Raw genomic sequence first — 26419 nt, 5'->3', positions numbered from 1 at the left:
CGCCAGGCGATAATCTTCAAACAAGGTGGCGTTCGACCGGTGGCGCAACAACAAGCCGATCGCTACGGAGTTGCGCTGTTCTTGTACGTTCCGTCGGATGCTGTTCTCGAGGGTGCGAATCCCCTCGGCGCTCGCTTGCTAGTTATGGGGCTCGAGAGTGGCTAGCGTTCTGCAGGCGAGCGTGACGAGATCGATCAATTCGCGAGCGGTATCTGCCTCTCGACGGAAGTTGCCTCGTTGGTAGCCGCGCGCCGAAGCTCTTGCTGAGCCGCGATACGCGATCGCTCGATGCTCTCCTCGACGGGCTGCCGCTGCATCATCTCGATGAGCTCAGATCGCGCACCTGCCCTCGAAGCTGAGACGAGAACCACGTCGTTTCGCTTTCGTCCTCGGGTAAGTCCAACGTACAGCCCTGATGCGTCGACACCCGGTCCGACGAGAGAGCGATCGCTTGTCTCTCCTTGAACGCCGTAGACGGTAGATGCGTAACCAAGGTGTACGTGTTCAGCGACGTAGCCCGTCGTCACCTTACGGAGGTCAGATGCGTCTGTTGTGGACGCTAGAACCACATGGTCATCTGTGATCGTCTTGATGCTCCAGGTCTGGCGGTTGTCGACTCCGGTCCGGCCGTCGTTACGGCGGGTCTGCACGATGTCGCCCTCGGTGAGCAGCTGACCGTCCTGCCCGCTCGCTGTCCGCAGACCAGAGAGTGACCCGTTCTGTAGCCTTCTGGCTTGTATCGCCGCGCTGATGACCTGCGCCTCAGAGTGCGTCGCGGTCACCAGTGCAATCGACTGGCCTTCACGGGCGGCCGCGAACCAAGCCTCCACCATCTGTTCGCGCGCGTCGATGTCGTTATTTGCCAGAGCGACGTGGCCGCTGTCGATGAGCTCATCGGCCACACCCGCTGCGTCCTCGGGGCTGCGAGGATCGCGCAGGCGTAGCGAGAGTTCCGCCCACCGAGGGTCCTTGAACCGAAGGACCGAGGTGAGCTCGATGTGACTGGATGCTCGCCGCCAGAGTAGTGCCATCGCTCCCGAGTGCCCGACGGGCAGAGCTTGCCGTTGGTCACCGACCAACGCGATGCTCGCGTGGGTCTGCTGCACGATCTCGAGCAGCGCGTTCGCTGTTTCGAGTTCCATCATGCCTGCCTCGTCGACGACGATCCGATCGCCTACCGTGACCGGACGACGAGGACCCTCGTAGATCCGATCGGTGCTTGGGTCGATCTCGCCTGGGGCCAGCCGGGCCCAGGAGGTTTCGCCGCTCGGCGTGGACGTCCATCGCCACCCGAAGTCGTGGAGGAGCTGGTGGAGGGATGACGAAGCGCTGTTGGCTTCTCGTCCCGCTACGGACGAGGCCTTCTTAGTCGGGGCCACGATAATCATGTTGTGGCCCCGGCGTTGGAGCGCTGCGCCGGCAACCTTGAGCATCGTCGTCTTGCCGGTGCCCGCGGCTCCGCTGATGCAGACGATCGCGTCGCTTCCTGCAATCGCCGCGGCGCCATCCAGCTGCTCCGAGTTCAGACCACGTTCGGGCTCGACCAGGCGCCCGACTGCCGCGACCTCTTCAAGTGCCAGCGGCGCGCCGGCCCGGGCAAGCTGCTCGACTCGATGCGCGACGCTGGCCTTCAGCACGGCAGTCGACGTGGCCATCAGATGCTTGATGTGTCGAGGCGTGCCAGCGTGGCTGAGCAGGGTGACGGTGTGCGTCTGCGTGGCCGTGATCTCGATCTGATCGATGAACCCTCCGAGCTCTGACCGGGTGGCGACGATGCCGCTTTGCGAGAGTGCGCGGATGACGCCGGCGCGCACATCCATCTCGCTGAACCGTCCGCCGGTTCCTGTCGATCGTGCGTCTGCATCGACGATCGCCATCGCTGCGAGGAGCGCGACGTCGAGGTGATCGGGAGACTCGGGTGATACCTTGCCAGCGGGACGGTCGTTGCCGAGTGAGGGATCGGCGGTCAGAAGTTCGTCGCGGATGAGAGCGGCCCAGCCGCCGGTGTCGAGGTTCGCCGGCTTGTCTGGGCGTCCGGCTGCCCATGCCCATCGATCGATCTGACTCAACACTTCGTGGGAAGGCTCTTGCTCGGGGTGCTGCTGCTTCCACTCGGCGACTCGGGCGGCCTTGTTCGCCTCGATCTGAGCGGATCGCTTCGAGAGCGGCCGGACCAGGTGCTGCAGCTGGGTGATCTCGCCGTCGGCGTTGAGCGTGAAGCCCTTCGCCGCGAGCGCGGTCACCCAGGCGGGGTCGGTGCGGGAGGCGAGGTCGCCTTCGGCGTTGACCACGTTCTGGAAGCGGAGAGCGACCCGGGTGTCGATGTTCGACCAGCGCCCGTCCTGACCCTGGACTTTGACGTTCAGCCACAGGTGACGGTGCTTGTGCGGATCCAGCGACCGCGACCGTTCGTGCCGCAACTCGACCACCTCGACGCGGGCGAGGTTCTCCCGGATGACGCCGCCCTTGCCGCGGCGGGCGTTGAGCTCGCTCTGCCAGAGCTTGATGATCCGGTCCCGTAGCCGGTCCTGCAGATCCTCGTACGCGGCCGCCAACTCCGGGTCGAGCATCGCGGCGATCGAGTACGACTTCGGAGCATTGATCGTCGCATCCAGAATCAGATCCGCCACCGGCGACTCCAGATCCCGCCCCCGCCGCTCACCAGTGAGGGGGTCGAGTCCGTCGACCCATTCCTTCAGCTGCGACCGAGTGAGGAGGTCGTCGCGGATGGCACCGTTCTCCACGATGTACCGGCTCATCACCGCGTCCGCGTAACCGGCCGCAGCGAGCGCACCGTCGGCGGTGCGGGCGGTCAGGGTCGCGTCACAGACCCCATTGAAGGCATACGCGGTGGCCTGCTTCACCCCTTGGGAAGCCTGCCCGCGTTTCCACCTGGCTACACCACCTCGCACAACCCCACGTTCCGCACGCGCGTCCGATCTGGCGCGCAGATGGCGCGCACATCTCGAAGAGTGCCTGCGTGCATTGGGTTGAGAGTTGGAAGTCGGGTCCTGTCTCACCCCCCCACTTTCCATGGTGCTGCACCCTCTACGTGATCGCCGCCTGAATCGTTTGTGGGCTTGCAGCGCTTGCTTAAAGACGACACCTTCACCGAATCGTGCCCGAATTCTGCGATCGCCCAAATATCCTGGGGCCGTGCCGAGCTTCGATCCGCAAGTAAGTCTTGCAACTGCCCTTCAAAGCCAACCTGGTGTTTATGCGCTGCTTATCGGATCCGGTGTTTCGACAGGCGTGGGAATCCCGACAGGCTGGGGAGTCGTCGAGGCGCTGGTCAGAAAGATGGCAGTCGCGTCGGGCCACAGTGTGGGTGATGACTTTGACGCAAGCATCTGGTGGGAAACGCACGGCGATGGTGAACTCGGCTACTCGTCGTTGCTCGCGGGTCTGGGTTCGACGCGGGCGTCGCGTCGCGCGCTTCTCGCCGAGTTCTTCGAACCAACGGAAGATGATCGCGAGTACGAGAGAAAGATTCCTGGAGAAGCGCACAAAGCTATCGCGAGTCTGGTTCGGAAGGGAATCGTCCGGGTCATTGTCACTACAAACTTTGACCGCCTCATAGAGCGTGCATTGGAGGCGGAGGGTGTGAGCCCGCAGATAGTTCAGAGCGACGCGCAGGTTTCCGGTATGGAACCGATGCAGCACATGGCCTGCACCATCATCAAGTTGCACGGAGACTATGCCAGCCTGGACCAGCGCAACACGATCGACGAACTCGCGAGCTACCCTAAGGCAACCGCCCGGCTCTTGAAACGCGTGTTGGACGAGTACGGCTTGGTAATCTGCGGCTGGTCAGGTGAGTGGGACACTGCACTCGTCGCAGCGATTGAGGCAAGCGCAAATCGACGGTATCCGCTCTACTGGGTTGCGCGGTCAGAGTTGGGGGTCGTGGCCAAGCGACTGACCGCCCGGTCGGGAGCGCACCGAATACCTGGACAGCTGGCAGACGAATTCTTTCCCGACCTATTGAGTCGCGTGGAAGCCGTCGAGACAATGAGCGCCACACCGGACTCCGTGAATCTCGCCATCTCACGCTTGAAGAAGAGCTTGCCGGACCCCACCAGGCACATCGAAGTGCGGGACCTGTTTGATGTCGAACTCACTCGCCTATCTGTGTTTGTGAAAGAACTGAGTTCCTCCGCGCAACCTACCGAATGGTCTGAGTTGGAAGCGGGACTCGCCCAACTCAGAAGTCGGTCGGCGACCCTGATTCGCCTCTTCACCACAGCGATACTTCTCGATCGTGATCGACAGCACACCGACTTGCTCGTCGACGTCCAAAAGCGGGCGATGGCCGTGCGGCGAGCAGAACAGATCAACAGCTGGTGGAATACATATACCCACTATCCGGCGCTCTTGCTAATGCGCGCTGGGACGATGGCTGCCTTGCTCGCTGGGCATGAGGATGTTGCTCGCAGAATCATGCAGGATGCAACTTGGAGTCATCCCTTCAACGGCGAGGGCAAGCCGCAGCCCGCGTGGGCAGTGCTTAACCCTTGGGCCGTGACCGGTCACGACCAATTGAACGAGCTTCCGCGGATGGGGGGAACAAAGTGGTTCTACCCGGCCAGTCGCATCGTGCGGGAAGACCTCGAGGAATTCATTCGGGCACTTTCGGGTGATCTTGACTATCAAACCCTCCACAATCAGGCCGAATTTAGAGCCGCGTTGGCTTACCAATTCGGTCGGACCAGCGGCTATCGAGGACGTCTTTTTGGGGGCGAGTTCATTGGAGAGCAGATGTGGACCTGGGGAGAACCCCAGGTACCTATTATCGGCGCCGACTTCATGGAGAACGGCGACCGTGTCGCGTGGGGCGAGAGTTCCTCGAATCGGGTTTGGTTTGAAGAACAGATAGCTGCGCTCTATTCGGAACTACGTCCGCTGACTCGATACTTCTAGTGATTGGTCGACTCGCGTCGATCGGCAGTCGAGTGGCTCTGTCGGCGGCGTGCGGTCCAGAGGGCCATAGACCAGGCTCGTTCGGCCGGGCGGCCCGTGGCGCGCCGCCGACGGGACTAAGGACTATCGTCGATGACCTCGGCGATTGCGTGAGCGAGTTTGAGGACTCGGGCGGCAGATTCTCGGATCACGTCGGCATCCTCGTTTGCCCATCCGGCGATGTAGCCAATGCTGTAGGCGCTGGTGTCGAACCCGTGAAGGCCGGCGACGATGTAGGCGACGGATTCGGCTTCGACTTCCATCCGGCCGCGGTGCTGCCGGTACTCGTCCATGTCGTCGACGTGGTGGAACTCGATGTGTGCGGCTTCGTGGATGAGGGTTTTGGCGGACTGTTCGGCGGAGATGCCGGTGGCAAGGATCACTTGGCGTTCTCGGGGGTCGGTGTATCCGTTCGCATGCGCCAAGTGGGTGTGCTGGATGTCCCATCCAGTCGCGGCGAGGTATGCGGTGAGTGGGGCGACGAGGCCGTGGTCGTCTGAGCCGGTGAGTCCGCGAGAGGGGTTCTCCGGTATCGGCTCGGCTCCCTCGATCGGGTCGGTCTGTGCGATGTCGAAGACCGAGAGGATGGGGAAGTAGCGGACGATGCGGGTGGCCTCGTCGAAGGTTTCGTTCTCGTCCTCTGCGGCCGGCTTCTTCTCCCGGTAGCCGAAGATTTTGATCGACTTCTCACCGCGTCGTACCTGGCGTCCTTTGGCCTGCCATTGCCGGAATCCGGCGACCATGGTCGCGTCGGGATTCTGGGCGAGGATCAGCAGCAGGTTGTTCAGGCTGTAGGAATGGAAGGAGCGGGCAAAGTCGAGGAAGCGCCGCCACTGTCCGCTATCGGCGAGCTGCTGCACCTGGTCGATGATCGAGGTGTGTAGTGCTTCTGCTTCGGTCTGACGGTCCTCTGCGGTCCGGGTGTTGGTCTTGGTTCCCATGGTCCCTTCCTCCCTCATCGTTCTTTTGCCGGTTTCGGCGCAGTGCGCCGTCGTGCGCCCGGGCCGGAGGGCGGGGGTTCCGACCACCTCGATTCGTGCGGGAGAGGGGGATCGCAGGTGCGGAGCACCTTCCCGAGCCATGCGTGGGAGCGAGGCGGTCGGGTTCATCGGGCGGAGGTCGGGCGTGCGTATGCTCACGACAGCGAAATCGGCAAAGAACTCGAGGGCGCCGCAGGCGCTCCATCCCGGCGCTCCGTCGACGGCGCCGACCGAAGGTCGACCGGGAGGGTGTGCGAGGGAGGACGGGGCCGCCCTCGCGGCCGGCCGCGAGGGCCGCCGCCGCTGATCCCGTGGTGACACGACGATGGTCGGCCACCCGTTGCGGTGACCGACCATCCGACGATTCTCAGTGCGCGTCCGGGCGATCTTCGTGACCCTCCGTCGATTCCGGCTTGGCTGCCGCCTGCGCCTCGTCGGCGGTCTCCGGGTATCCGCCAGCAATCCGCTCAACCGGGGAGAGCTTGTACCCCCATGCTTCGAGCTGAAGCAGGTAGCTGCCGATCACTGTGGACGGGTGCCGCCACCCCTCGACGTCCTCAGCGCGTTCCTCTCGAGCCGAAAGCGTAACCGCCAGTGCGACGTGTCCGGCCTTGGTCGGGGTGGACTCGACCAGCGTGGCAGCGGCGGAGCGTGGGTAGTAGTTGTCGGGCTGGCTGAGGAAGGTGCCGACGAGGTCGCCGCCCTTGTAGTCGGTGATCGTGTGGGCGTGCTCGGTGAGAGTGAGTGCGACGAACACGATCGCATCCTTGGGCAGCGTCTTGCGGGTGAGTAGGCGGGTGACCCAGTCGCGGCGGACGGTGGTCGCGGTGCGCCAGGCTTTGTTGTTCGCCAGCACCCGCGCCCGTTCGGCCTTCCGAGCGGCGGCCTCCGCGTCCTCGCGCTCCTGCCGCTGCTGATCCGTCTCGTTCGCCGGGATGGCGGCGCTCGCCGTGTTGCCGAAGCTGCCGAAGCGGTCGTGGTGCAGCTCGGGGCGGGTGCAGACCTCCTCGGTGCGGTAGTCGTTTTCGCCGCTGCCCCACACGCTGAGATAGATGGCGCGGCCCTCGCACGCAGAGTGAGTTTCGGCGGTGACGGCGGGGTGGTCATCGGCGTCATCCGGCGCGTCCGTGAGTCGGTCGAGGGAACGCAGCCCACTCCACTCGGTAAACACCTGCACGCCGTCCGCCGCGTACTGCTCGACCAGCTTCGCCGTGATCTCGCGGATGGTGTGGTCATCCCGGATCTCCTGCGCGACGTAGGGGAGGTCGTCGTCGTCTTCGATGAGGGTGATCTGGTCGATGGCGTCCTGGTCGCCGTCGAACTCGGCGATCAGGATCAGCTTGTCCAGCGACAATTGCCCGTGGTCCTGGGTGGCCTGCTTGGCGCTATCGGATCGGGCGACGGTGAGGGACTTCTTGACTAGGTCGCGCGATTCGCCTGCGGCGCGGACGATCGCGGTCTCGCTGATGCCGTCGAGGGCGAGTTGTTCGTACGCGGTGATCCGGTCGGTGAGGGTGAGGTCTGCACGGTTGAAGGTGCGCAGCTGGTCCAGGATGCGCTGGGAGTCCTTCACGGTGGCGGGAGTGAGGCCGAAGATGCCAAGCATGGTGGGGATTCCGGCCTCTTGTGCTGCGAGGGTGCGGCGCTGGCCGTCCCAGATGTAGACGGTGCCGTCGCTGTCGCGTCGGGCGTAGACGGGTTCGCGGACGCCGTCGGTCTTGATGGATTCGGCGAACTCGGCGGTGTAGGTGGTGTCGGTGCGCACGTTCGGGTCGAGCTGGGCTGTTGCGACGTCGATGGCTTCGATGGTGACTGTGCCTGCGGAGACAAGTGCGGCGAGATCTCCCGGGTCCGTCGATGTGGGGGCCTTGCGGGTGCGGGGCTTGGTGGTGGTCATGATGTTCGTCCTTGTCTGTTTTCGTGGATCGTTCTCTTTGCCGTTCCGGCAAGGGGAAACAGATTCGGGCGTGGCGGAGCCGCCATGAGGACCGTGGAATACCGGAGGGAGCGCAGCGAGCGAGGATATGCCGCGAAAGCCGTTGGCGGCGGGGGAGCGCCCCAATATGATTCAGCGGCCGGAGCAGGCGAAGAGTCCTACAGGGCAGCACCGGCGTCGCCGGTTCCACACAGCCAGGACAGCCCGCCGGAGGCGGGGCAATAGTGGGCGCACGCGGTTGCCGCCGCCGCCGGGGCGGCCCGCGGCGGCGGCACCTCATTGGCAGCTGTCGCACTGCAGCACATCCATCGGGTCAACCGGAACCAAATACGGGGTGGGGTCGCCCTGGTAGTGCCTATCGCCGAGCTCATCGTCGACGGCGTGAGCGTCGACCCAGGTGTCGGCGAGTGCGGGTTCCCCGAGTGCTCGCAACAGGCCCGCGAGTGCGTCCACCTCGGTGCAGCCGAGCTTTGGTGCGATGTCGACCGCGAGGTCGATCTGCCCGAAGACAGCGGTGAAGTGGATGATGTCGTCGCTGTCGGTGATGAGGGTGCTCATGATCCCCGCTCCTTACTGTTCGTGGTGCCGTGAAGGCACAGGGTGCCGATCAGGGAGGGCGGCCGGGACGCCACCCGGAACGGGCGGGGAGGAGCGCTCGTTCGCGCGAAATCAGCGCAGCGCGTGCGAACAAGGGCGGGGGACCGGCCCCGGCAGGGGCTTGCATCCCAGCCGCTCGACCGCAGAATCGCCGCAGGCTTCACGGTCCACGAACGGCAGGCGCACAGGGGAAGCCTCGGTGACAGGCGGGCCTCGATCCGCGCAACGGGCTCCCAGCGCCGACAGAGCTACTCGTGAGGTTCTCGTCGCGCGCTGAGCGCGCCAGCCGATCTCGCGGGAGATAAGCAGTCAGGGGCGTCGGAGATCGCCTGCCCCCTTCCCGTGCGCGATGGGCCGCCCGTGGAGCCGCCGTCGGCGGCGCTGCCTTTGCCGGTTTGTGTGTCTTTCCGGTGGTCGATCGTAGCTCGTTCCCGGTGCTTCCGTGCCGGGCTTTCGCGGCATATCCTCACTCGCTGCGCTCCCTGCGGTATTCCACGGTCCCGGCACTCCCGCCCCTCCCACTCGCCATCGATCTCTCCGCCGGAAAGGCAAACAAAACGATCGACCAGGGGAGTGATTTGGGATGCGGGTATTCATCATCAGCACGGCGAACATGGGCCCGGAACTGCGGGGCGGACTGATTGGTGTGGTGGGTTCGGCGAATCCGTCCGCGGATGAAAAGACTGAGTGCGTGGAGGCGCTAAGTCGTCTGGTGGCCGAAGGATGGGCGATAGCTGCCGATCCGCATACGGTTATCGGACGGCTTGCCGCCATTGCGGCCGAGGCGGGTGCTGCGCCGTTCGTTTCTCTAGGTCGACCGGCGGAACTCAGAAGCTCCACGCACACGACACTCGGCTCGGGTGTCCTTGCGCGGTAACTCAGAACCAATTCGGTCTAGGAGCCTGGACTACGGGCCGAGCCTTGTCTCAGCGCGTCTCAATGGCCATGCTCGTGTCCACGACGACGTCCTGGTCCGTGACCGGATTCGGATAGTGGAACGGCACCACCACCCGGTCGGGCCACAGTCGCGGCTTCGGGTCGATCAGCTCGTCCGGGCCGAGTGGGTCGGCGGGGTAGGTGCGTGTGAACCAGGGCTCGTAGCCTTCGGGGGTGTTCGCCCAGCCGCCGTCGACCGTGGCGAAGTACTCGATCTGGTAGTCGACCTTCCGGAACTTCCAGACGCCGTCGACGAGGACGTACTCGTTCTCGTAGATGCCCCCCTCGATCCATTGATCGAATTGCACGCCGCCCCGGACCTCCGGTTCCACACCCTGAACGCTCATGTGCAAGCCCGCCTTCAGCAGGTGACGGAGGCGGGCCTTCGCGCTGCGTGCATCGTCGGCGACCGTGATGACCTCCTGCAGCATGATGTGTTCGCCCATTCGTCCGCGCTGCGGAGCATTCTGAGACGCCGTGAACGTGCTCCCGAGGTTGCCGATGAAGAGGCGGTGGGCGCCAGCGGCCCCTCGGTAGATCCCACCCATGAAGCGGATCTCGCAGTCGTCCGCGAACAGTGGGGCGACCTGGTCGTAGAGGAGTAGGTCCATGTAGTAGCCGTAGACATTGTGGAGACGTTTGACCTCTTCGATCGCCTCCAGTCGCTCCACTCTGCGGAGGAGGTCGTCGGGCGGTGTTCGTGTCATCGGTTGGCTCCTTTGCCGTCGAGGGTGATGGTCAGACGCGTTCGAGGACGACAGCTGCGCCTTGGCCGCCGCCGCCACAGATTCCGGCGGCGCCCGCGGCGCCCGACTCGAGCGACGCCAGCTGGCGTGCAAGTGTCCCCACGATGCGCGTACCGGAGGCTCCGATCGGGTGGCCCAGCGCGATGGCGCCGCCAGCACGGTTGACGCGGTCCTGATCGACGCCGAGCGTGCGGACGGACTCGACGGCGACGGCGGCGAACGCCTCGTTGATCTCGACTATGGAGACCTCGGAGGCGGCTCGGCCGGTCGGGTCCAACGCTGCGGCGATCGCCTGCGCAGGCTGCCGGTGGAGGGAGACATCGGGCCCCGCGACGAACGCGGTGGAGAGCACTCGGACGGCGCCTGGTCGAGCGGCGCTTGGATGGATTGGGGCGACCAACACGATGGCGGCGGCGCCGTCCGAGATCTGCGACGAGTTGCCGGCGGTGATGGTTCCGGTGCTCGAGAATGCTGGACGGAGGCGCGCGAGGCTCTCCGTGGTGGTGTCCGGTCGCACGCCGTCGTCGTGCATTACGACCGTCGGCTCACCTCGTCGCGACGGGACGGCGACCGGGACGATCTCCTCGGCCAGGAGGTCAGCCTCGGCCGCGGCGGCGGTATGCGAGCGTGCGGCCCACGCATCCTGCTGCACGCGTGTGAGTTGGAATGGTCCGTTGAAGTCCTCCGTGGACGCACCCATTGAGCGTTCCTCGAAGGCGTCGGTGAGTCCGTCGTGGGCGAGCGAGTCGACCAACTCGATCGCACCGTATCGCGTGCCGAGGCGTGACCCGCGCTGCACATGAGGTGCGGAGGACATCGACTCCTGTCCGACGGCGACGACGACGCGGGCCTCGCCGCGAGCGATGGCGTGCGCTGCCTGCGCGACGGCAAGTGTGCCAGACAGGCAGACCGCGTTCACAGTCAGGGCGGGGGTGGTGAGCGGGATCCCCGCCGCGACGGCGGACTGGCGGATCGGGTTCTGCCCCGCGCCGGCCTGGAGCACTTGACCTCCGACGACGAGGTCGACCTCGTCTGCGGAGACGCCCGCGCGATCGAGGGCGGCAGCGATGGCGCGCGACCCGAGGTCGACCGCGCTCAGGGAGGCGAAGGCGCCGCAGAAGCGGACGAACGGCGTTCGAGCGTAGCCGGCGATGATCGGTAGGCTTATGTTCACAGTGAACCTACTTTTGCATAGATCAACACAAGAGCGCCAGCGTCGGCGCTGGAAGGCGGTTTCGTGAAGCGAGAACGCGAACCGCTGCTCATCGTCCTGATCGGTCTCGCGGGGATCGGGCCCTTCGCGACCGACATGTACCTGTCGGGGCTCCCGCACATCGCCGAGGAGCTCTCGACGACGCCCACCTTCGTGCAATTGACGTTCACGACCTTCCTCATCGGCTTCGCCTTGGGCCAGCTGGTTTGGGGGCCACTCAGTGACGGCCAAGGCCGCAAGGTCTTCCTTATCTCGGGTTCTCTCGCGTTCGCCGTGCTGTCCGTGGTGTGCTCGGTGATTCAGGACCCGATCAGCTTCGCCATCGTCCGATTCCTGCAAGGTGGGGCCGCCGCAGCGGGCGTCGTGCTCGCGCGCGCAGTCATCAGCGACCGTTACACACGCGCCCAGGCCGGCTCGAAGTTCGCACTGATCGCAGCGGTGACCTCTCTCGGACCAGTTCTCGCGCCCGTGCTCGGCGGGCTGATCCTCACTGTGTCGTCGTGGCGCGTGATCTTCCTGATGCTCGCGGCCGTCGGCATCCTTCTGGCGGTCGGATCGCTCTTCGGTGTTCCGGAGACGCTTCCGCCAGAGCGCCGCACCGGAAGCGGACTGCGGGCGAACGCTACCCGCATCCGTTCGCTCCTGACCGACGCCCGCTTCATGGGATTCGTGATCACCGGCTGCCTCGTCTCAGGAGGGCTGCTCACGTACGTCGTCGGATCCTCGTTCGCCCTGCAGGAGGTCTTCGGAGTCTCCGCCGGCTTCTACACGGTAATCTTCGCGGTGAACTCGCTGGGACTCGTGATCTCTAGCCTGGTGTTCTCGCGACTGATCGCGACAGTAAGGGTGCGGACACTGCTCGCAACGGGGCTGGGAATCGCCGCGTCGGCTTCCACCGCGCTGGCCGCGCTGGCCGCGCTCGGGGTGGCGACCCTGCCCGTCACCTGGACCTGCCTGTTCGTGATGGTACTCGGGATGGGTTTCGTGAACCCCGGGTTCATCACGCTCGCTCAGCGCGCGGGCCACGAGCACCCAGGAACCGCGGCGGCCCTGCAAGGCGGGACGCAGTTCTTGTTCGGCGCGCTCGTGACGCCGGTGAGTGGGCTGCTGGGGTACACGGCCATCCTGCCGCAAGCGCTTCTGATCGCTGGATTCATGGTGTCGGCCTTCGCCGTCAACCGAGTACTGGCCCGTCGTCAGCGCGACAGGATGGGCGAGCTGGACTGACGCGGTAGCGGGTCGAGCCGGACGGTCTCGCCCCGTCGGTGCGAGACGCGGGCGGCCTCGAGGATGTCCAACACGTGGAGGACGACGTTCCGTCCGATGGGTGCGGAAGCGGACGCGTGGACCGCATCGGCGAGCTCTCGGTAGAAGGTACGCCAGTCGCCCACGTAAGACGGTGCGGGGCTCGGCTCAGTACCGAGTAGCACGCGGGACGTCCAGGAGTCGAACTCGCGCCAACGGTCCGTTCCCGGGACTATTCCGTGCGCCAGGGCAGCGAACTGACCGTCGAGTCCGTGTGTCTCGATCGACCCGGCCAACCCCTGGAGCGCGAAGGTCGGCCGGGGGTGCGAGGTCACGGATCCCATATGCAGGTGGCTCCGCACGCCCTGCTGGTGCGTGAGGGCGAGGAACACGTCGTCGTTGGTCCGCGCCCCGGGGCGCCTGACATCCAGCTCGGCGTAAACCGATGCGACCGGGCCCAGGAGGGCGACGGCCTGGTCGACGAGATGGCTGCCCAAGTCGGCGAGCCGGCCATCCAGCGTGCCGAGCCGGCGTTGCTCGCGCCAGGTCTGCCCGACCTCCGGAGCCCACCGCACGATCGACGCCTCGTATCGAGTGGGCTCACCGATGATCCCCGATTCGAGCGTTGCGCGCACGGTGAGGAAATCGGCGTCCCACCTCTTGTTCTGGAACGCGGTGAGCCGCGCGCCGGTCTGTTCGGCGAGATCGTACAGGGCCCGGCCGTCGGCCGCCGTGGGTGTGAGCGGCTTGTCGATGACGACGTCGATCCCGGCACGGAGCAGCGGGGTGGCGGTGCGGACGTGCGCGTCGTCCGGAGTGCCGACCACGCACAGGTCGATCGCCGGTCCGGTGGAGAGAAGCTCTTCGACGGACGTGGCGAGCGCGACGCCGGGGTGTTCCTCGGCGGCGATGCGGCGGGCGTCGTCCGAGCGGGCGACGATGGCGGTGACCTCGAAGCCGTCCGTCGTCTGCAGAAGTGGCAGGTGGATGCGCCGGCCACTGAAGCCGTAGCCGACGACGGCTGTCCGGATGGGGGCGTTCATGCTGAGTCCAATCTGGTCCCGGAGAAGACGGAACGCACCAGCTCGAGCGTGCGCGCCGTGTTGTTCCATCTGTCTCCCACCATGCCTTCGTACTCCACCGTCACCGGTCCGTCGAAACCGGAGTCGGCGACCGTGGTCAGGATGGCGCGCAGGTCGACCGGGACGTGCTCGCCGTCCGCGTCGAATCCGTTCGCCTTGGCGTGTAGCGCGACAGCGCGCGGGGCGAGTCGGGCGACGGTTCGGTGTACCCGATCGAGTTCGCGGGTGTTCCACGGACGGTGAGGTGCGATCTCCCCGCCTGTGCGCGCATTGCTCTGCGACATGAGCGGTTCGATGTTCCCCGTATCGAGGAGGAGCCCGACGCCGAGGGGGATGAGGAGGTCGAGGAAGTCCTCGTAGCGATCGAGGTCTTCGCTGATGCCTCCCTGGTTCTCGACGAGGAGCTCGATACCCGATTCCTTCGCGCGGCTCGCGAGCCGCACGAAGGATGTGAGCGAGGAGGCCACCGCCTCTGCCGACCAGTCGAAGTTCGCACGGATGCGGCAGTAGCTCGCCCCGAGTCGGCCCGCGATGTCCAGCCATCGCGTTGCCTCGGCGCCGTCAGCGTCGATCGGCAGATTCAGCAGTCGCACCCCGGCGTCGTCGAGGCTGGTGGCGAGCGCATCGATGGCCGGGGGTGAGCTGTCCCGGATCTGGATCTGGCAGATCTCGATGTCGGTGACATCGAAGCGCTCGCGCGCCAGCCGGGGGAAGTCGAGCAGATCGACGCGCCGCGGACGCTCCAGAACGATCTCGGCAGGATCGCCACGCTCGTCCTGGATGGGGATGCGCAGACCGCCGAGATCCTCCCAGACGGAGAAGCTCGAGACGGCGATCCGCCGCGTCATACCGACTGCTGGTCGAGGACGACCGACTCGTCGTAGAGGCGGCGGTGCCCGACGGACATCTCCTGACCACCGTGTTCGGCGAGCTCGAACCACTCGTGCCCGCCCCACTCGCTGGTGACCACGCCGTCGTAGCCGATGGCCCCGAACTCCTGCCGTACATCGGCGATCGGAGCCGAGACGCGGAGCTCGTCGTCCTCCAAGTCCCAGAACTTCAGGTGGATGGCGTCGAAGTGCGAGAGTAGCGGTCGCCAGTCTGCGACGGTCGTGCGTCCGAAGCGGCCGAAGGGCATCGACAAGCGCGTGCGGGCGGCCGGTGCGAGGGGAAGATCCTGCGAGAGCTCGGCCAGTCGCTGCCGCATGGAGTCGAGCGAATCGGCACGCCACGCGTCGTCCAGGTAGCTGACGAGCGACGAGGGGACCCCGTCGCGGCGGAGTGCTTCGAGGTAGGTCAACGGCAGTGCCGGCATGCATGCACTGAGGTCGAAGACGAAGCCGAGAGCGTCGGATCCGATGCGGTCCACCGCCTCCAGAGCGCGGATCAGATCATCAGGCGTCGCCGCTCCCTGCACCTCCTGGAGCAGGCGCACGCCATGCTCTTCGGCGGACGGGGCGACGAGGCGGAGCACCTCGGGATCGGTCGGGAAGGCGATCCGAGTATCGCGGAAGCCGAGAGCCGCTGCCGAGGCGAGCTGCCCGGAGATGAAGTCGGCGCCCTCCTGTGCTGTGAACACATGCCCGGGACGGGTGAAGCGGTCGTTGTATACGCCCAGCATGCTGAGGCCCACTCCGGTCCGATCGACCATTTCGCGGAACGCCGTCACCTCCTCCGGCGGGAACACGGGCAGGCTCGTGAAGCATTGCGGCCCGTCGACCTCGATCGTGTCCGTGACGCCGCTGGCGAGGACATCCTCGATCAACTCCAACGGCGACCGGTCGCCGCGGACGAGCTCGGTCGTGAATGAGAACATGGTGACGGACCAATGGGGGTCCGCAAGGGTGACGTCTGGCAACGCTGCCTCCGATCAATGACTTATGTTCAGAATACATTGACTTTGGTTGATGCGCGATATAAGTTCAAGCCCACGAAGAAGAACGCCGGTCGAGGAGGATCAGGTGGCATTCAATTCTGGTTTCATCCGCGAAGATGCCCTCCGGGGCGCTGACGACGGGTACGTCGTCAGCGTCCGGCTCCCGTGGATGCGTGCCCTCCCCTGGAGCAGTATCGGAGACCTTACCCTCTCTGTCGACGGCACGCCTGTGCCGACGGCGGGAGGGCGCATCGTCGTCGACGGGGTCGAACGGACGTACGGCGCACTGCACGACGGCGGTCAGGGATATTGGGGCGTCGGTGTCCCGCTGCAGATCGCGGTGCCCGCCCATGTCGTCCGTGATCCGAGCGCTGTCCGCATCGAGGCGAGCGCTGCCCTGAGCATCTCCTATCTCGGGGGCGACTCCCCGATGGTGGTGCCAGCGTTCGTCGACCGAACCGTCGACGCGACGCCGGATGCGGGCTGACACCCTTCGCCTCCTCGTCGACGCGGTCCTCCCCGTCGACGACCACCCCGGTGGATGGGAGGGCGGCGTCGCGGCCTACCTTGAGCGCGCGTGGGAGAGGGATCTCCGCTGGGCGCACGCTCCGCTCACCCGCCTCGCCGAGCGTGCGAGCGGGGCTGGGGTGCGCGATGCCGGGACGGCGACCGCTTTCGTCTCCAAAGCGATGTCGTCTGGAACGCCGCCCGAAGAGATGGAAGCGCTCCTGCGGGTCTGCCGCGAAGGGTATTACGGAGGTGACGCTGAGCATCAGCCGGCGGGATGGTCGATGCTCGGCTACTCGCTGGGAGGATTCCAGGACCGTCCTACGGCTCAGGTGACGGTCGACGACCCCCTTCCGCACTACGACGCGATCGTCATCGGCTCCGGTCCGGGCGGAAGCGTCGCGGCGCGGACACTCGCTCGCAACGGCGCTCGCGTGCTCATCGTCGAGCGCGGGAGGGCGCACACGGATCGCGAGCTGTGGGGCGATCACCTGCACGGCAAGCGGCTCTCCCGGTACGACCCGGTGCTCGGACCCGGTGCGGGGAATCCGCGGACCGTCGTCGAGCCGGACGGATCATCGTGGGTGGTCGACGGCGACGGGAGCGGCGACGAGTGGGGGCTCAATGCCTTGGGCACGGGCGGCGGCACCCGTGTATGGCAGGGGATGTCGTGGCGATTCCTGCCCGAAGACTTCGAGATGGCCCGGCGGCACGGGGTGCCGCCGGGCAGCAGCTTGGCTGACTGGCCGATCGGCTACGACGAGCTGGCGCCGTACTACGATCGCGCGGAGTGGGAGCTCGGCGTCTCGGGGGCGCTCGGCCCCTTGACCTCACGGATGCCAGGGCACGTGGGCTATCCGATGCCGCCGCTGCCCGGCGGACCGACTCGCCAGCTGCTCGGGTCGGCTGCCGCACGGGCCGGCTGGGCGAGCGGTCCGATCCCGTTCGCGATCAACAGCGTGCCCAGGAACGGCCGTCCGGCGTGCATCGAGTGCTTGCAATGCATCGGCCACACGTGTCCTGTCGATGCGAAGAACGGTGCCCACAATACATTCCTGCCCGAGGCCTTGGACACGGGATCGTGCGACCTACTCACCAGTGCGCAGGCCCTCGCGATCGAGCACCGGGACGGCCGCGCGTCGGCGGTGCGGATCCGCATTTCCGGACCCGGCCCTGCACGCGTCCGGGTAGTGCGCTGCGACCGGGTCATCGTGGCGGCCGGCGCGATCGAGACGCCGCGACTGGTACTCGCCTCCGCTCTGGGCAACGCCTGGGTCGGTCGCAACCTCCAGGGGCACGCCGTCTCGCTCCTCGTCGGGTCAGGTGTCTCGGGCATCCCGACCTTCAGCGGGCCCGGTCATTCGGTCGCGACGATGGACTTCGTCCACGGAGGAGGAGCCCCGTTCGGCGGCGGCGTCCTGTTCGACGCCTTCTCGCCGTATCCGATGCAGTACGCGGACTGGATGGATGCGTTGGGTGCACCACGGTGGGGCGCCTCCCACAAGGCGGCGATGCGCGATGCGCTCGGCACGATCGTGGGCGTCATGACGATGGGCCAGGAGGTCCCGACCTCGAACGCGCGCATCACGATCGACCCGGCGATCACCGATGCCGCGGGAATGCCCTCCGCGGTGATCCATCGGGCGGAGCATCCCGCGACGGCCCGCGTCCGGGACTATCTCACCGGGCGGATGCGTGAGTGGCTCGCATCGGCCGGCTGCACCCGCATCGTCGATGTCTTCGGCGCGGCCGGCGGAGGCCGCCGTTCCCCGGCGACGGAGCACTCCGCCGGAACGATGCGGATGGGGGCTTCGGCGGAGGTGTCGGCCACCGACCCGATCGGTCGGGTCTGGGGCACCTCCAACGTCCACGTGTGCGACGGCTCACTGCATCCGACCAACGGGAGCGTGAACCCGACGCTCACCTTGATCGCCAACGCGATGCGGGTGGCCGAGGGGATCGCGGCCCTCTGAACCCGGTCGCGATCCCCGGAGCCGTCACACCGGCTGCGTCGCCAGCGAGAGTGCGTCGGCGAGGCCCTCGATGAGGGTTGCGGCGTCTTCTTCAGCGGCAGAGCCGTACGTGTAGAAATCGGGACGAACGATGATCACGTCGGCGTCGAGCCGCCGGAACCACGCGGCGTAGCCGCCGTCGCGGTCCATCACGGAGTGCGCCTCGATAGGCATCGCCGCCTTCGTGACGTGGACCACTGTCGCGTCGAGCGCCTCCAGCGTCGCAAGGGCGGGGTCGCTGAGGCGGTGCTCGAGCCCGTGCTTGCGGGAGAGCACCACCCAACCGCGACCGACCACGTCATCGAAGCGTCCGGTTCGACCGTCCAGCGTGACGTGACCCTGGATTCCCAGGATCCCCGCGCCGTGCGCGAAGTCGATGTCGCCGTCGGGCGTCCGCTGGAGGACGCCGTGGGCGAGCCCGGGGAGCGGAGGCGTCGGTGGAACCATCCCTGAACGGAGTGCGTCGTCGCGATGCTGCGCGATCTCCGGATCGAGCTCGCAGAGCACCTTGCCTAGCTCGATCGCCGTCGCGGTCACCTCGCGAACGTGCGGGCGTCGCTCGGTCGTGTAGGTGTCCAGGAGATCGGGACCGGCCGTCCCGCGAAGCACCAGGTCGAGCTTCCAGGCGAGGTTCGTGACATCGCGCAAGCCGGTGCACATTCCCTGTCCGAGGAAGGGGGGCATGAGGTGCGCGGCGTCGCCGACGAGGAAGAGCCGGTTCGAGCGGAAGTCCTCGCAGATGAGCGAATTGAAGGTGTAGAGGGTGCGCCGGATCATGGTCGCGTTCTCGGGTGTCACGCCCCACTGCGCGAGTTTCGCCCACGAGCCGGCCTCGCTCACCAGCTCCTCAGGATCCTCTCCTGGCAGGAGCATGAATTCCCATCGGCAGTGCTCGCGGCCGAGCCAGCGGAACAGCGAGATCGGGCGAACTGGGTCGCAGATCTGCCCCGCGTCGGGCATGTCGATGTCCATGTCCGGATCGTCGAGCCGGAGGTCGACGATGGAGAGCGTCTCCTCGAAAGCCAGGTCTTCGTAGCGAACGCCCATCGCTCCGCGGACGAAGGACTTCGCGCCGTCGGCGCCGATGACGTACTTCGCCTGGACGGTGCGCGTGCGCCCTGTGGGCTGCCAGCGGTCTCCGTTCGTCCGGGCGCCCTCACGGAGCTCGACCGTGAAGACGTCTCCCTCGTCCACGATGGCGACCGCTTCCCATCCGGTGACCACCGTGATGGTGGGCTGTGCCAGGGCGGCGCGGGTGAGAGCCTCTTCGAGGTACGGCTGATAGAAGATGTAGTCGGATCGCCAGGTCGACGATGTCGGCTTGTTCCAGTCGATCACGAACAGCGTCTCGCGGTCGGCGGAGAGCCACTCGTATCCGCGTGGAGTGACGGCCCGGTCCTCGAACTCGTCGGCCGCGCCGATGCCCTGGAAGACGCGGACGATCTCGTCGTCGACGTGTCCGGCGCGTGGGAGCGGATAGGGATCGGGTGAGCGCTCGGCGACGAACACGCTGTGGCCGCGGCCGCCCAGCTGGGCGGCGAGGACCTGGCCGCAGGGCCCGAAACCTACGATGAGAACGTCGAAGACTTCGTCAGACATAACCTGCCTCCTTGCAGGACGGATGACGACAACATTTGTCGCAATCGGTTTGACTTTTGTTTCTCACAAACTTATCGTAAATTCCGACCGCTGAGTAGCGGGAACATCCATTCGCGCAGTGAAGAGAGATCCAATGACGAAGCTCATCTCGCAGGTCGCCCATGTCGAGCTCATCACCCCTGTCCTCGAGGAGTCGGTCGCCTTCTTCCGCGACCTCGTCGGACTGGAGGTCACAGAGCGGGTCGGGGATTCCGTCTATCTGCGCACCTGGGGCGACTACTTCCACCACACGATCGTGCTCACGGCGGGCGAGAAGCCGGCGCTGGGCCACGTCGGCTGGCGTGCCCAGGGTCCGGACGAACTCCAGGAGGCGGCGCGCCGACTGGAGGAGTCGGGCCAGGGCATCGGCTGGATCCCAGCCGGTGTGGGTCACGGGCCCGCTTACCGGTTCGCTGGGCCGAACGGCCAGATCCAGGAGGTCTTCTGGGAGGTCGACCGGTACGAGGCTCCTGACGATCTGAAGTCCGTCTTCCCTGCGCGCCCGCAGCGGTACACCGGCCGCGGTGCGACGGCCCGCTACCTCGACCACGTGAACTTTCCCGCCGCCGACCCGGTCGAAGAGGCGAAGTGGTACCACGAAGTGCTCGGGAGCCGCTTCCTCGAGTGGACGCAGCTCTCCGACGCACCTGTCTCCATCTTCGCGACGCTCGCCTCCGCGGACACCTTCGATCTCGCGCTCCTGCGCGACGACTCCGGCATCTTCGGCCGATTCCACCACTTGGCGCTGTGGGTGGATGAGCGCAACGACGTCATCCGCGCGGCCGAGCTCTTCCGCGAACACGGCGTGACCATCGAGTGGGGCCCGGGCCGGCACGGCCACGGAGAGTCCATGTCGGTCTACGTGCGCGAGCCCGGTGGCATGCGCGTCGAGATCGTCTCGGGCGGCTACCGCAATGTGCAGCCCGATTGGGAGCCGCGCATGTGGCACCCGGAGGACGGTTCCGCCGATTTCTACTTGAGCAATCCGCTGCCCGAGGCCTTCCTCGAGGTGCTTCCGCCAATCGACGACGAGTCCACGATCACGGTCGGGGACTCGGGAAACCCGTGGGGTAAAAAATGAGATTCGCCAACCAGAACGACCGCCTGCACCTCGTGCTCGAGGATGGACTCGTCGACGTCGAGCGTGCGAGCGCCGGCGCATTGCCGGCCGACCCGGCGGCAGCCCTCGAGCGCTGGTCCGACGTGCTCGCCTGGGCCGCCGGCGTTACGGATGCCGAGACCGTCGAGTACGTCGAGAGCGGTCTCCGCGCACCAAGCCCCGAGCCCCGCCAGGTCTTCGCGATCGGCCTCAACTACGCTCCGCATGCGAAGGAATCCGGCTTCGACCTGCCGAAGTACCCGTTCGTCTTCACCAAGACGGCCGCGGCCCTGGCCGGCCCGTTCGGCGATGTGGTCGTGCCGAGCGAGACGATCGACTGGGAGGTCGAGCTCGTCGTCGTGATCGGGGCCTCGGCCTACAAAGTCAGTCAGGATGAGGCGTGGGAGCACGTCGCCGGCCTGACCGTCGGGCAGGACTTCTCAGACCGCGCGATCCAGGGCCGTCTCGGCCCGAACACCCAGCCGACCTTGGCGAAGTCGCTCCCCGGTTTCGCTCCGACGGGCCCGTACCTGGTCACGCCGGACGAGTTCGCCGATCGTGACGACATCCCGCTCTGGTGCACGGTCAATGGTGAGGAGATGCAGCGCAGCACCACGGCCGGGCTCATCTTCGGCGTCGCCGAGCTCGTCTCGTACCTCTCCCAGGACATCCCTCTCTTCCCGGGCGACCTGATCTTCACCGGCACACCGGCAGGTGTGGGCTTCGGTCGCAGCCCGCAGATCTACCTCAAGCCGGGCGATGTCGTCGAGACCGGCATCGAGGGCATCGGAACCATCCGCCAGCGCTGCGTCGCCCCCTGACCGTGGACAAGGTCGTCAGGTCCGCGGCGGAGGCCGTGGCCGGGCTCGCCGACGGCTCGAGCATCGCCGTCGGCGGGTTCGGGCTGTGCGGCATCCCGAGCGTCCTTATCGCGGCTGTACTCGAGGGAGGCGCGAGCCGCCTCGACATCGTCTCCAACAACTGCGGAGTCGATGGCAAGGGCCTCGGGTTGCTACTCGAGGCCGGTCGCATCCAGCGGATCACCGCGTCGTACGTCGGCGAGAACAGGGAATTCGCACGGCAGTATCTCTCCGGCGAGCTGGAGGTGCGCTTGACTCCTCAGGGGACGCTGGCGGAGAAACTCCGGTCGGGTGGCGCCGGGATCCCCGCGTTCTATACGAAGACCGGCGTCGGCACCGTCGTCGAGCACGGAGGCCTGCCGTGGAGGTACGCGGCCGACGGGACTGTCGCCCTGGCGTCGCCTCCGCTGGCCACCGCCGAGTTTGACGTCGCCGGTGAGCCGAGCCGTTTCGTGCTCGAAATGAGCATCACCTGCGACTGGGGTCTGGTGCGAGCCGCGAAGGCCGACCGGCACGGAAACCTGGTGTTCCATTCCTCGGCCCGCAACTTCAACCCGCTGTGCGCGACCGCCGCGCGTTACACCGTCGTGGAGGCCGAGGAGCTGGTCGAGCCCGGCGACCTCGATCCGGACGAGATCCACCTGCCGGGAGCCTTCGTCGACGCCGTCGTGGTGCTCGCACCCGACGAGGTGCGGGACAAGAGCATCGAGAAGCGCGTGACACGCGAGAAAGCGAGTGGCTGATGGCATGGACGCGCGACGAGATGGCCGCGCGCGCGGCCGCCGAACTGGCCGACGGTGAATACGTCAACCTCGGCATCGGCCTGCCGACCCTCGTGCCGAATCACGTTCCGGCCGGCCGTGAGATCGTGCTCCAGTCGGAGAACGGACTGCTCGGCGTGGGGCCCTCTCCGTACGATGACGAGGTGGACCCCGATCTCATCAATGCGGGCAAGGAGACCGTCACGCTCCTCCGCGGTGCGAGCACCTTCGATTCCGCTGCGAGCTTCGGGATGATCCGCAGCGGTCGCATTCACACGGCCATCCTCGGTGGGATGGAGGTGTCCTCCTCCGGCGACCTCGCGAACTGGATCGTTCCGGGCGCGATGGTGAAGGGGATGGGCGGTGCGATGGACCTCGTGCACGGTGCGAGGCGTGTCATCGTGCTGATGGAGCACGTCACCAAGCAGGGCGACTTCCGTCTGCGGACCCGCTGCTCGCTGCCGCTCACGGGCGAAGCCGTGGTCGATCGGATCATCACCGACCTCGGCGTATTCGACGTCGGGGGAGAGGCATTCGTCGCACGAGAGTTGGCGCCGGGCGTCCCCTTCGACGTCGTCGTCGATCGCACGGGCGCGCCGGTAATCCAGGCCTGACGGTCCCTTTCTCTCTTTTTGTTGAGATTGTCGCGACTTATGTTGCAGAAAATCAGAAGTGGAGTCATAATCGACTTTGTCCACGGGTGAGTGCACCCGCGGCAGGGCGCCTCAGAACCCCCTCTGAGGCTCAAACGATGGAGTTTGAAAGGCAGTCCTCATGACACAGCAATCCCGCATCGGGCGTCGCAAGCGCCTCCTCACCGTCGCGGCCGTCGCGGCCGCGGTCGCTCTCGGCTTGAGCGCGTGCAGCGGATCCGGCTCGACCAGCACGGCCAGCTACGACCCCGAGGCGCCGGTCACGCTGTCGCTCTACAACCAGACAGCGATCGGCAACACCAGCCCCATCGACACGATCGTCGCGGACTACGAGAAACTGCACCCGAACGTGAAGATCAATGTGAACCTCACTCCGGTCGCGAGCTACGCGCAGGTGCTGCAGACCCAGTTCCAGGCCGGCAACGGACCCGACATCTTCTGGGCGACTTCGGGTGCAGGCGACACGAGCGGCATCCTTGCCTTCGCAAAGGGCGGTTATGTCCTGCCGATGAACGACTATGACTGGGCCACGAAGTCGGTGCCCAGCAACGCCAAGGACCTGTTCGTCGCGGACGGGAAGCAGTACGGCATCCCGATCGACATGGTTCCTGTCGGAACGATCTACAACCTCACCGCACTGAAGGCAGCCGGGTTCGACGCCCCCGCGACGTCGCTGCCCGACCTGTACGACCAGTGCTCCGCCGTGAAGGAAAAGGGCAAGACCCTCTTCAACCTGGCTGCTGCGGCCGGCCCCAACGCCGGCATCTTCGTGATGTCGGTCGCGGCGTCCGCGGTGTACGGTCAGGACCCGAAGTGGAACTCTGAGCGTGCGTCCGGCAAGGTGACTTTCGCCGACAGCAAGGAATGGCAGAACACCTTGCAGATCATCCTCGACCTGCAGAAGAAGGGTTGCTTCCAGGACGGCGTGGAGGCGGGAACGATCGCTCAGCTGTTCCCGGCGGTCGCCTCCGGTGATGCGATGGCCCTCGCCGCCCCGGCGGGCGCTACCACCGACCTCCACAACCTGGTGGCGGACAACCAGTACAAGGTCTCGGCGTTCCCGGGCAAGACGGAGTCGGACACCCGCGTGTTTTCGTCCCCGACCAACGCGCTGGGCGTGAACGCGGCGTCCAAGCACAAGGACGCGGCACTGGCCTTCCTGAAGTACATGACGGACCCCAAGGTGGCGGACAAGTATGCCGGCCTGACCGGAAACGCGTCCATGACCACGGTGACGTCGGGAACCTTCCCCGACGAGTTCTCCCTGATCGCACCGTATCTGAAGGACCAGGACAAGTACTTCCCGCTCGCCAACCTCCTCTGGCCGAACGCTTCCGTTTACACTGCGCTGCAGACGGGAGTACAGGGTCTGCTCACCGGGCAGGCCTCCATCAAGCAGGTCCTCGAGTCGATGGACTCCGCCTGGGGACCGACCAAGTAGCGATACAGCACTGACAGGAAGCACGACGATGACGTCTACACGCTCCGCCCTCGATGAAATCGATCGACCGTCGAGAAGCTCGCGACGTCCGCACTATCCGACCGGCCCCGGTGCGTCCGGGGCCGGCCGGAAACGGCGGTATGCCGGAGTGGTGAGCGGCTACTGGTGGTGGGCGCTCCCAGCGATCCTGCTGGTGGTCGGGATCCTCTACCTCTCCATCGGTGCAGGCTCGGTCTACGCCTTCACCGACTGGAACGGTTTCACCAGCCCGAACTTCGTCGGCTTCCAGAACTTCACCCGGATCTTCGCCGATCCGCTGACCCGCACAGCGCTGATCAACACGCTGGTGATCGCGATCGCCTTCCTCGTCTTGACGAACGTGCTCGGACTCGGGTTCGCTCTTGCACTCAACAGACAGCTGAAGAGTCGGCACTTCCTTCGAGTGGTGCTGTTCGCACCCGTCGTGCTCAGTCCGCTCGCCGTGTCGTACGTGTGGCAGTTCATCTTCCAGTTCAAGGGGCCGCTGAACCAGTTCCTCGGCGCGATCGGTCTCGGGGCGTTCCAGAAGGCGTGGCTCGGCGATCCGCAATACGCCATCTTCACCATCATCGCGGTGATGGTGTGGCAGCACATCGGACTGGTCATGGTCATCTACCTGGCGGGACTGGCGAACGTGCCGCCGGAGCTCGAAGAGGCCGCCGCCCTCGATGGGGCGGGACTCTGGAAGCGCTTCTGGAACGTCACGGTGCATCTGATCCGTCCGTCGATCGTGATCGCCTCGGTGCTCATGCTCATCCAGGGGCTCAAAGTCTTCGACCAGGTGATCGGCCTCACAGGAGGCGGGCCCTTCAACGCGACCGAGACCCTCGCCACCCAGGTGTGGCGACAGACCTTCATCAACGGGCAGTTCGGCTACGGCGCCGCCCTGTCGCTCGTCCTAACGCTGATCGTGATCATCTTCTCGCTCGTTCAGATGTGGTTGCTTCGCAGCAGGGAGTCCAACTGATGTTCCGCTATACCAAGCTCACCTTCGTCCGCGAGATCATCGTCGTCGCTATCGCGGTGGCCATGCTCGTCCCGTTCTACCTGCTCGTCGTGACCTCGACGAAGAGCGACAGCGACACACTCACGTCGCCGCCTATGAGCTTCACCAATCCGTCGTTGAACAACTTCTTCGAGGCCTGGAACGCCCAAGGCCAGAGGAGCCTGGCTGCCGGAATGCTCAACAGCGCGATCATCACCGTGGGGTCGGTGATCATCCTGATCGCTTTCGGATCGATCGCCGCCTACGTGATCGCGCGGAGCACGGCGAGGTGGTCGAAGGCCGCCAGCATGCTCTTCTTGATCGGCATTATCCTGCCGTTCCAGCTGGGAATGATTCCGGCCTACTCGGCGCTGCGCACCTTCGGGCTCGTCGGGAGCCCGGTCGGGCTCATCATCCTCTATTCCGGCTTGATGATGCCGCTGACCGTCTTCCTCTACCTCGGTTTCGCCCGCGAAATCCCGAGGGAGTACGAGGAGGCCGCGACCATCGACGGTGCGAGCCGGTTTTCGACTTTCCGTCGGATCATCTTCCCGCTGCTCTCCCCTGCCACCGGAACCGTGGCGATCCTGTGCGGGCTGATCATCTGGAACGACTTCTTCACCCAGTTGATCTTCCTGAGCGGTTCCGGATCATCGACCCTTCCCGTCGTCATCTACTCCTACGTGGGTTCGCTCGGAGCGCGGTGGAACGTGATCTTCGCTGCCATCATCATCTCGATGATCCCGATCCTGGTTTTCTACCTGTTCGCGCAGCGGAAGTTCATCCAGGGATTCGCGGGCGGCATCAAGAGCTGACGAGAAGCAATCGACAGATTTGAGAAGGGCGGACTGCCT

General features: G+C 65.9%; 22 protein-coding genes. 12 read left to right on the top strand and 10 right to left on the bottom strand.

Features of this window, described 5'->3' with window-relative positions:
- Positions 1-194 precede the first annotated feature (194 nt).
- Positions 195-2864, bottom strand: coding sequence for an AAA family ATPase (locus tag ACFVU2_RS01870; protein ID WP_387870253.1), 2670 nt, complete (start codon positions 2862-2864; stop codon positions 195-197).
- A 292-nt stretch (positions 2865-3156) separates the two neighbouring features.
- Here ACFVU2_RS01870 and ACFVU2_RS01865 point away from each other — a divergent pair, with 292 nt between their 5' ends.
- On the top strand, positions 3157-4920 hold the full coding sequence (locus ACFVU2_RS01865; protein WP_387870251.1) for an SIR2 family protein: 1764 nt from the start codon (positions 3157-3159) through the stop codon (positions 4918-4920).
- Positions 4921-5036: 116 nt separating this feature from the next.
- Here the strand turns inward: ACFVU2_RS01865 and ACFVU2_RS01860 are convergent, their stop codons facing one another.
- The 3 genes from ACFVU2_RS01860 to ACFVU2_RS01850 all read right to left on the bottom strand — a co-directional run bounded on the left by ACFVU2_RS01860 (position 5037) and on the right by ACFVU2_RS01850 (position 8433).
- Entirely contained in the window at positions 5037-5900 is an 864-nt protein-coding gene (locus tag ACFVU2_RS01860; RefSeq protein WP_387870249.1) for an ArdC-like ssDNA-binding domain-containing protein, read from the bottom strand.
- 406 nt (positions 5901-6306) lie between these two features.
- Complete coding sequence (locus ACFVU2_RS01855) at positions 6307-7836, bottom strand: ParB/RepB/Spo0J family partition protein (RefSeq protein ID WP_387870248.1); 1530 nt, start codon at positions 7834-7836, stop codon at positions 6307-6309.
- 315 nt (positions 7837-8151) lie between these two features.
- Positions 8152-8433: a hypothetical protein gene (locus tag ACFVU2_RS01850; RefSeq protein WP_387870246.1), complete on the bottom strand. Its 282-nt coding sequence runs from the start codon at positions 8431-8433 to the stop codon at positions 8152-8154.
- 622 nt (positions 8434-9055) lie between these two features.
- On the opposite strand from ACFVU2_RS01850, the gene ACFVU2_RS01845 reads away from it, so the two are divergent.
- On the top strand, positions 9056-9349 hold the full coding sequence (locus ACFVU2_RS01845; protein ID WP_387870244.1) for a hypothetical protein: 294 nt from the start codon (positions 9056-9058) through the stop codon (positions 9347-9349).
- 49 nt (positions 9350-9398) lie between these two features.
- Here ACFVU2_RS01845 and ACFVU2_RS01840 read toward each other — a convergent pair whose 3' ends face one another.
- Together ACFVU2_RS01840 and ACFVU2_RS01835 are read right to left on the bottom strand one after the other, a co-directional pair.
- Positions 9399-10115, bottom strand: a complete 717-nt coding sequence (locus ACFVU2_RS01840; protein ID WP_387870242.1) for a nuclear transport factor 2 family protein — start codon at positions 10113-10115, stop codon at positions 9399-9401.
- Between the two features lie 31 nt (positions 10116-10146).
- Entirely contained in the window at positions 10147-11328 is a 1182-nt protein-coding gene (locus ACFVU2_RS01835; protein WP_387870240.1) for an acetyl-CoA C-acyltransferase, read from the bottom strand.
- A gap of 63 nt (positions 11329-11391) precedes the next feature.
- Here ACFVU2_RS01835 and ACFVU2_RS01830 point away from each other — a divergent pair, with 63 nt between their 5' ends.
- The gene (locus ACFVU2_RS01830; protein ID WP_387870239.1) at positions 11392-12594 is read left to right on the top strand and encodes a multidrug effflux MFS transporter; all 1203 of its coding nucleotides are present in this window, start codon (positions 11392-11394) and stop codon (positions 12592-12594) included.
- On the opposite strand, the gene ACFVU2_RS01825 is transcribed toward ACFVU2_RS01830, so the two are convergent.
- From ACFVU2_RS01825 to ACFVU2_RS01815, 3 genes are read right to left on the bottom strand one after another with little or no spacing between them, the layout of a single operon-like run.
- Positions 12564-13655 (bottom strand): Gfo/Idh/MocA family oxidoreductase, encoded by a 1092-nt coding sequence (locus ACFVU2_RS01825; protein WP_387870237.1) that lies wholly within the window; start codon positions 13653-13655, stop codon positions 12564-12566. The two genes, ACFVU2_RS01830 and ACFVU2_RS01825, sit on opposite strands and share 31 nt — an antisense overlap.
- Positions 13652-14542: a sugar phosphate isomerase/epimerase family protein gene (locus tag ACFVU2_RS01820; RefSeq protein ID WP_387870235.1), complete on the bottom strand. Its 891-nt coding sequence runs from the start codon at positions 14540-14542 to the stop codon at positions 13652-13654. Before ACFVU2_RS01820 ends, ACFVU2_RS01825 begins: the two co-directional genes overlap by 4 nt.
- Entirely contained in the window at positions 14539-15510 is a 972-nt protein-coding gene (locus ACFVU2_RS01815) for a hypothetical protein (RefSeq protein ID WP_387870233.1), read from the bottom strand. Before ACFVU2_RS01815 ends, ACFVU2_RS01820 begins: the two co-directional genes overlap by 4 nt.
- Before the next feature lie 145 nt (positions 15511-15655).
- On the opposite strand from ACFVU2_RS01815, the gene ACFVU2_RS01810 reads away from it, so the two are divergent.
- Both ACFVU2_RS01810 and ACFVU2_RS01805 read left to right on the top strand, forming a co-directional pair.
- Positions 15656-16057, top strand: a complete 402-nt coding sequence (locus tag ACFVU2_RS01810; RefSeq protein WP_387870230.1) for a DUF6379 domain-containing protein — start codon at positions 15656-15658, stop codon at positions 16055-16057.
- Positions 16047-18050 (top strand): GMC family oxidoreductase N-terminal domain-containing protein, encoded by a 2004-nt coding sequence (locus tag ACFVU2_RS01805; protein WP_387870228.1) that lies wholly within the window; start codon positions 16047-16049, stop codon positions 18048-18050. Before ACFVU2_RS01810 ends, ACFVU2_RS01805 begins: the two co-directional genes overlap by 11 nt.
- Positions 18051-18074: 24 nt before the next feature.
- On the opposite strand, the gene ACFVU2_RS01800 is transcribed toward ACFVU2_RS01805, so the two are convergent.
- Entirely contained in the window at positions 18075-19688 is a 1614-nt protein-coding gene (locus ACFVU2_RS01800; protein ID WP_387870226.1) for a bifunctional 3-(3-hydroxy-phenyl)propionate/3-hydroxycinnamic acid hydroxylase, read from the bottom strand.
- A gap of 133 nt (positions 19689-19821) precedes the next feature.
- Here ACFVU2_RS01800 and ACFVU2_RS01795 point away from each other — a divergent pair, with 133 nt between their 5' ends.
- From ACFVU2_RS01795 to ACFVU2_RS01765, 7 genes are all read left to right on the top strand, one after another.
- Positions 19822-20808 carry a VOC family protein gene (locus tag ACFVU2_RS01795; protein ID WP_387870225.1) on the top strand — a complete coding sequence of 329 codons (987 nt, stop codon included), beginning with the start codon at positions 19822-19824 and terminating at the stop codon, positions 20806-20808.
- A complete protein-coding gene (locus tag ACFVU2_RS01790) occupies positions 20805-21647 on the top strand; it encodes a fumarylacetoacetate hydrolase family protein (protein ID WP_387870224.1) in 843 nt (280 codons plus the stop codon). The genes ACFVU2_RS01795 and ACFVU2_RS01790 overlap by 4 nt, the downstream gene beginning before the upstream one ends.
- 2 nt (positions 21648-21649) lie before the next feature.
- Entirely contained in the window at positions 21650-22429 is a 780-nt protein-coding gene (locus ACFVU2_RS01785; RefSeq protein WP_387870223.1) for a CoA transferase subunit A, read from the top strand.
- Positions 22429-23061, top strand: a complete 633-nt coding sequence (locus ACFVU2_RS01780) for a 3-oxoacid CoA-transferase subunit B (protein ID WP_387870222.1) — start codon at positions 22429-22431, stop codon at positions 23059-23061. Before ACFVU2_RS01785 ends, ACFVU2_RS01780 begins: the two co-directional genes overlap by 1 nt.
- Before the next feature lie 160 nt (positions 23062-23221).
- Entirely contained in the window at positions 23222-24541 is a 1320-nt protein-coding gene (locus ACFVU2_RS01775) for an ABC transporter substrate-binding protein (protein ID WP_387870220.1), read from the top strand.
- A 151-nt stretch (positions 24542-24692) separates the two neighbouring features.
- Positions 24693-25547: a carbohydrate ABC transporter permease gene (locus tag ACFVU2_RS01770; RefSeq protein ID WP_387870218.1), complete on the top strand. Its 855-nt coding sequence runs from the start codon at positions 24693-24695 to the stop codon at positions 25545-25547.
- Positions 25547-26380: a carbohydrate ABC transporter permease gene (locus ACFVU2_RS01765; RefSeq protein WP_387870216.1), complete on the top strand. Its 834-nt coding sequence runs from the start codon at positions 25547-25549 to the stop codon at positions 26378-26380. The genes ACFVU2_RS01770 and ACFVU2_RS01765 overlap by 1 nt, the downstream gene beginning before the upstream one ends.
- Positions 26381-26419 lie beyond the last annotated feature (39 nt).

It is taken from the genome of Leifsonia sp. NPDC058194 (assembly GCF_042883605.1).
In the GTDB taxonomy this organism is placed as follows: Bacteria; Actinomycetota; Actinomycetes; order Actinomycetales; family Microbacteriaceae; genus Leifsonia.
This window is presented reverse-complemented; position numbering and strand designations above follow the sequence as displayed.

What these genes read in the sequence shown, in the direction of transcription:
- ACFVU2_RS01860 (WP_387870249.1), bottom strand. Translation starts at nt 5,900, where the DNA reads ATGGGAACCAAGACCAACACCCGGACCGCAGAGGACCGTCAGACCGAA.
- ACFVU2_RS01855 (WP_387870248.1), bottom strand. Translation starts at nt 7,836, where the DNA reads ATGACCACCACCAAGCCCCGCACCCGCAAGGCCCCCACATCGACGGAC.
- ACFVU2_RS01850 (WP_387870246.1), bottom strand. Translation starts at nt 8,433, where the DNA reads ATGAGCACCCTCATCACCGACAGCGACGACATCATCCACTTCACCGCT.
- ACFVU2_RS01845 (WP_387870244.1), top strand. Translation starts at nt 9,056, where the DNA reads ATGCGGGTATTCATCATCAGCACGGCGAACATGGGCCCGGAACTGCGG.
- ACFVU2_RS01840 (WP_387870242.1), bottom strand. Translation starts at nt 10,115, where the DNA reads ATGACACGAACACCGCCCGACGACCTCCTCCGCAGAGTGGAGCGACTG.
- ACFVU2_RS01825 (WP_387870237.1), bottom strand. Translation starts at nt 13,655, where the DNA reads ATGAACGCCCCCATCCGGACAGCCGTCGTCGGCTACGGCTTCAGTGGC.
- ACFVU2_RS01820 (WP_387870235.1), bottom strand. Translation starts at nt 14,542, where the DNA reads ATGACGCGGCGGATCGCCGTCTCGAGCTTCTCCGTCTGGGAGGATCTC.
- ACFVU2_RS01815 (WP_387870233.1), bottom strand. Translation starts at nt 15,510, where the DNA reads ATGTTCTCATTCACGACCGAGCTCGTCCGCGGCGACCGGTCGCCGTTG.
- ACFVU2_RS01805 (WP_387870228.1), top strand. Translation starts at nt 16,047, where the DNA reads ATGCGGGCTGACACCCTTCGCCTCCTCGTCGACGCGGTCCTCCCCGTC.
- ACFVU2_RS01800 (WP_387870226.1), bottom strand. Translation starts at nt 19,688, where the DNA reads ATGTCTGACGAAGTCTTCGACGTTCTCATCGTAGGTTTCGGGCCCTGC.
- ACFVU2_RS01795 (WP_387870225.1), top strand. Translation starts at nt 19,822, where the DNA reads ATGACGAAGCTCATCTCGCAGGTCGCCCATGTCGAGCTCATCACCCCT.
- ACFVU2_RS01790 (WP_387870224.1), top strand. Translation starts at nt 20,805, where the DNA reads ATGAGATTCGCCAACCAGAACGACCGCCTGCACCTCGTGCTCGAGGAT.
- ACFVU2_RS01780 (WP_387870222.1), top strand. Translation starts at nt 22,429, where the DNA reads ATGGCATGGACGCGCGACGAGATGGCCGCGCGCGCGGCCGCCGAACTG.
- ACFVU2_RS01775 (WP_387870220.1), top strand. Translation starts at nt 23,222, where the DNA reads ATGACACAGCAATCCCGCATCGGGCGTCGCAAGCGCCTCCTCACCGTC.
- ACFVU2_RS01765 (WP_387870216.1), top strand. Translation starts at nt 25,547, where the DNA reads ATGTTCCGCTATACCAAGCTCACCTTCGTCCGCGAGATCATCGTCGTC.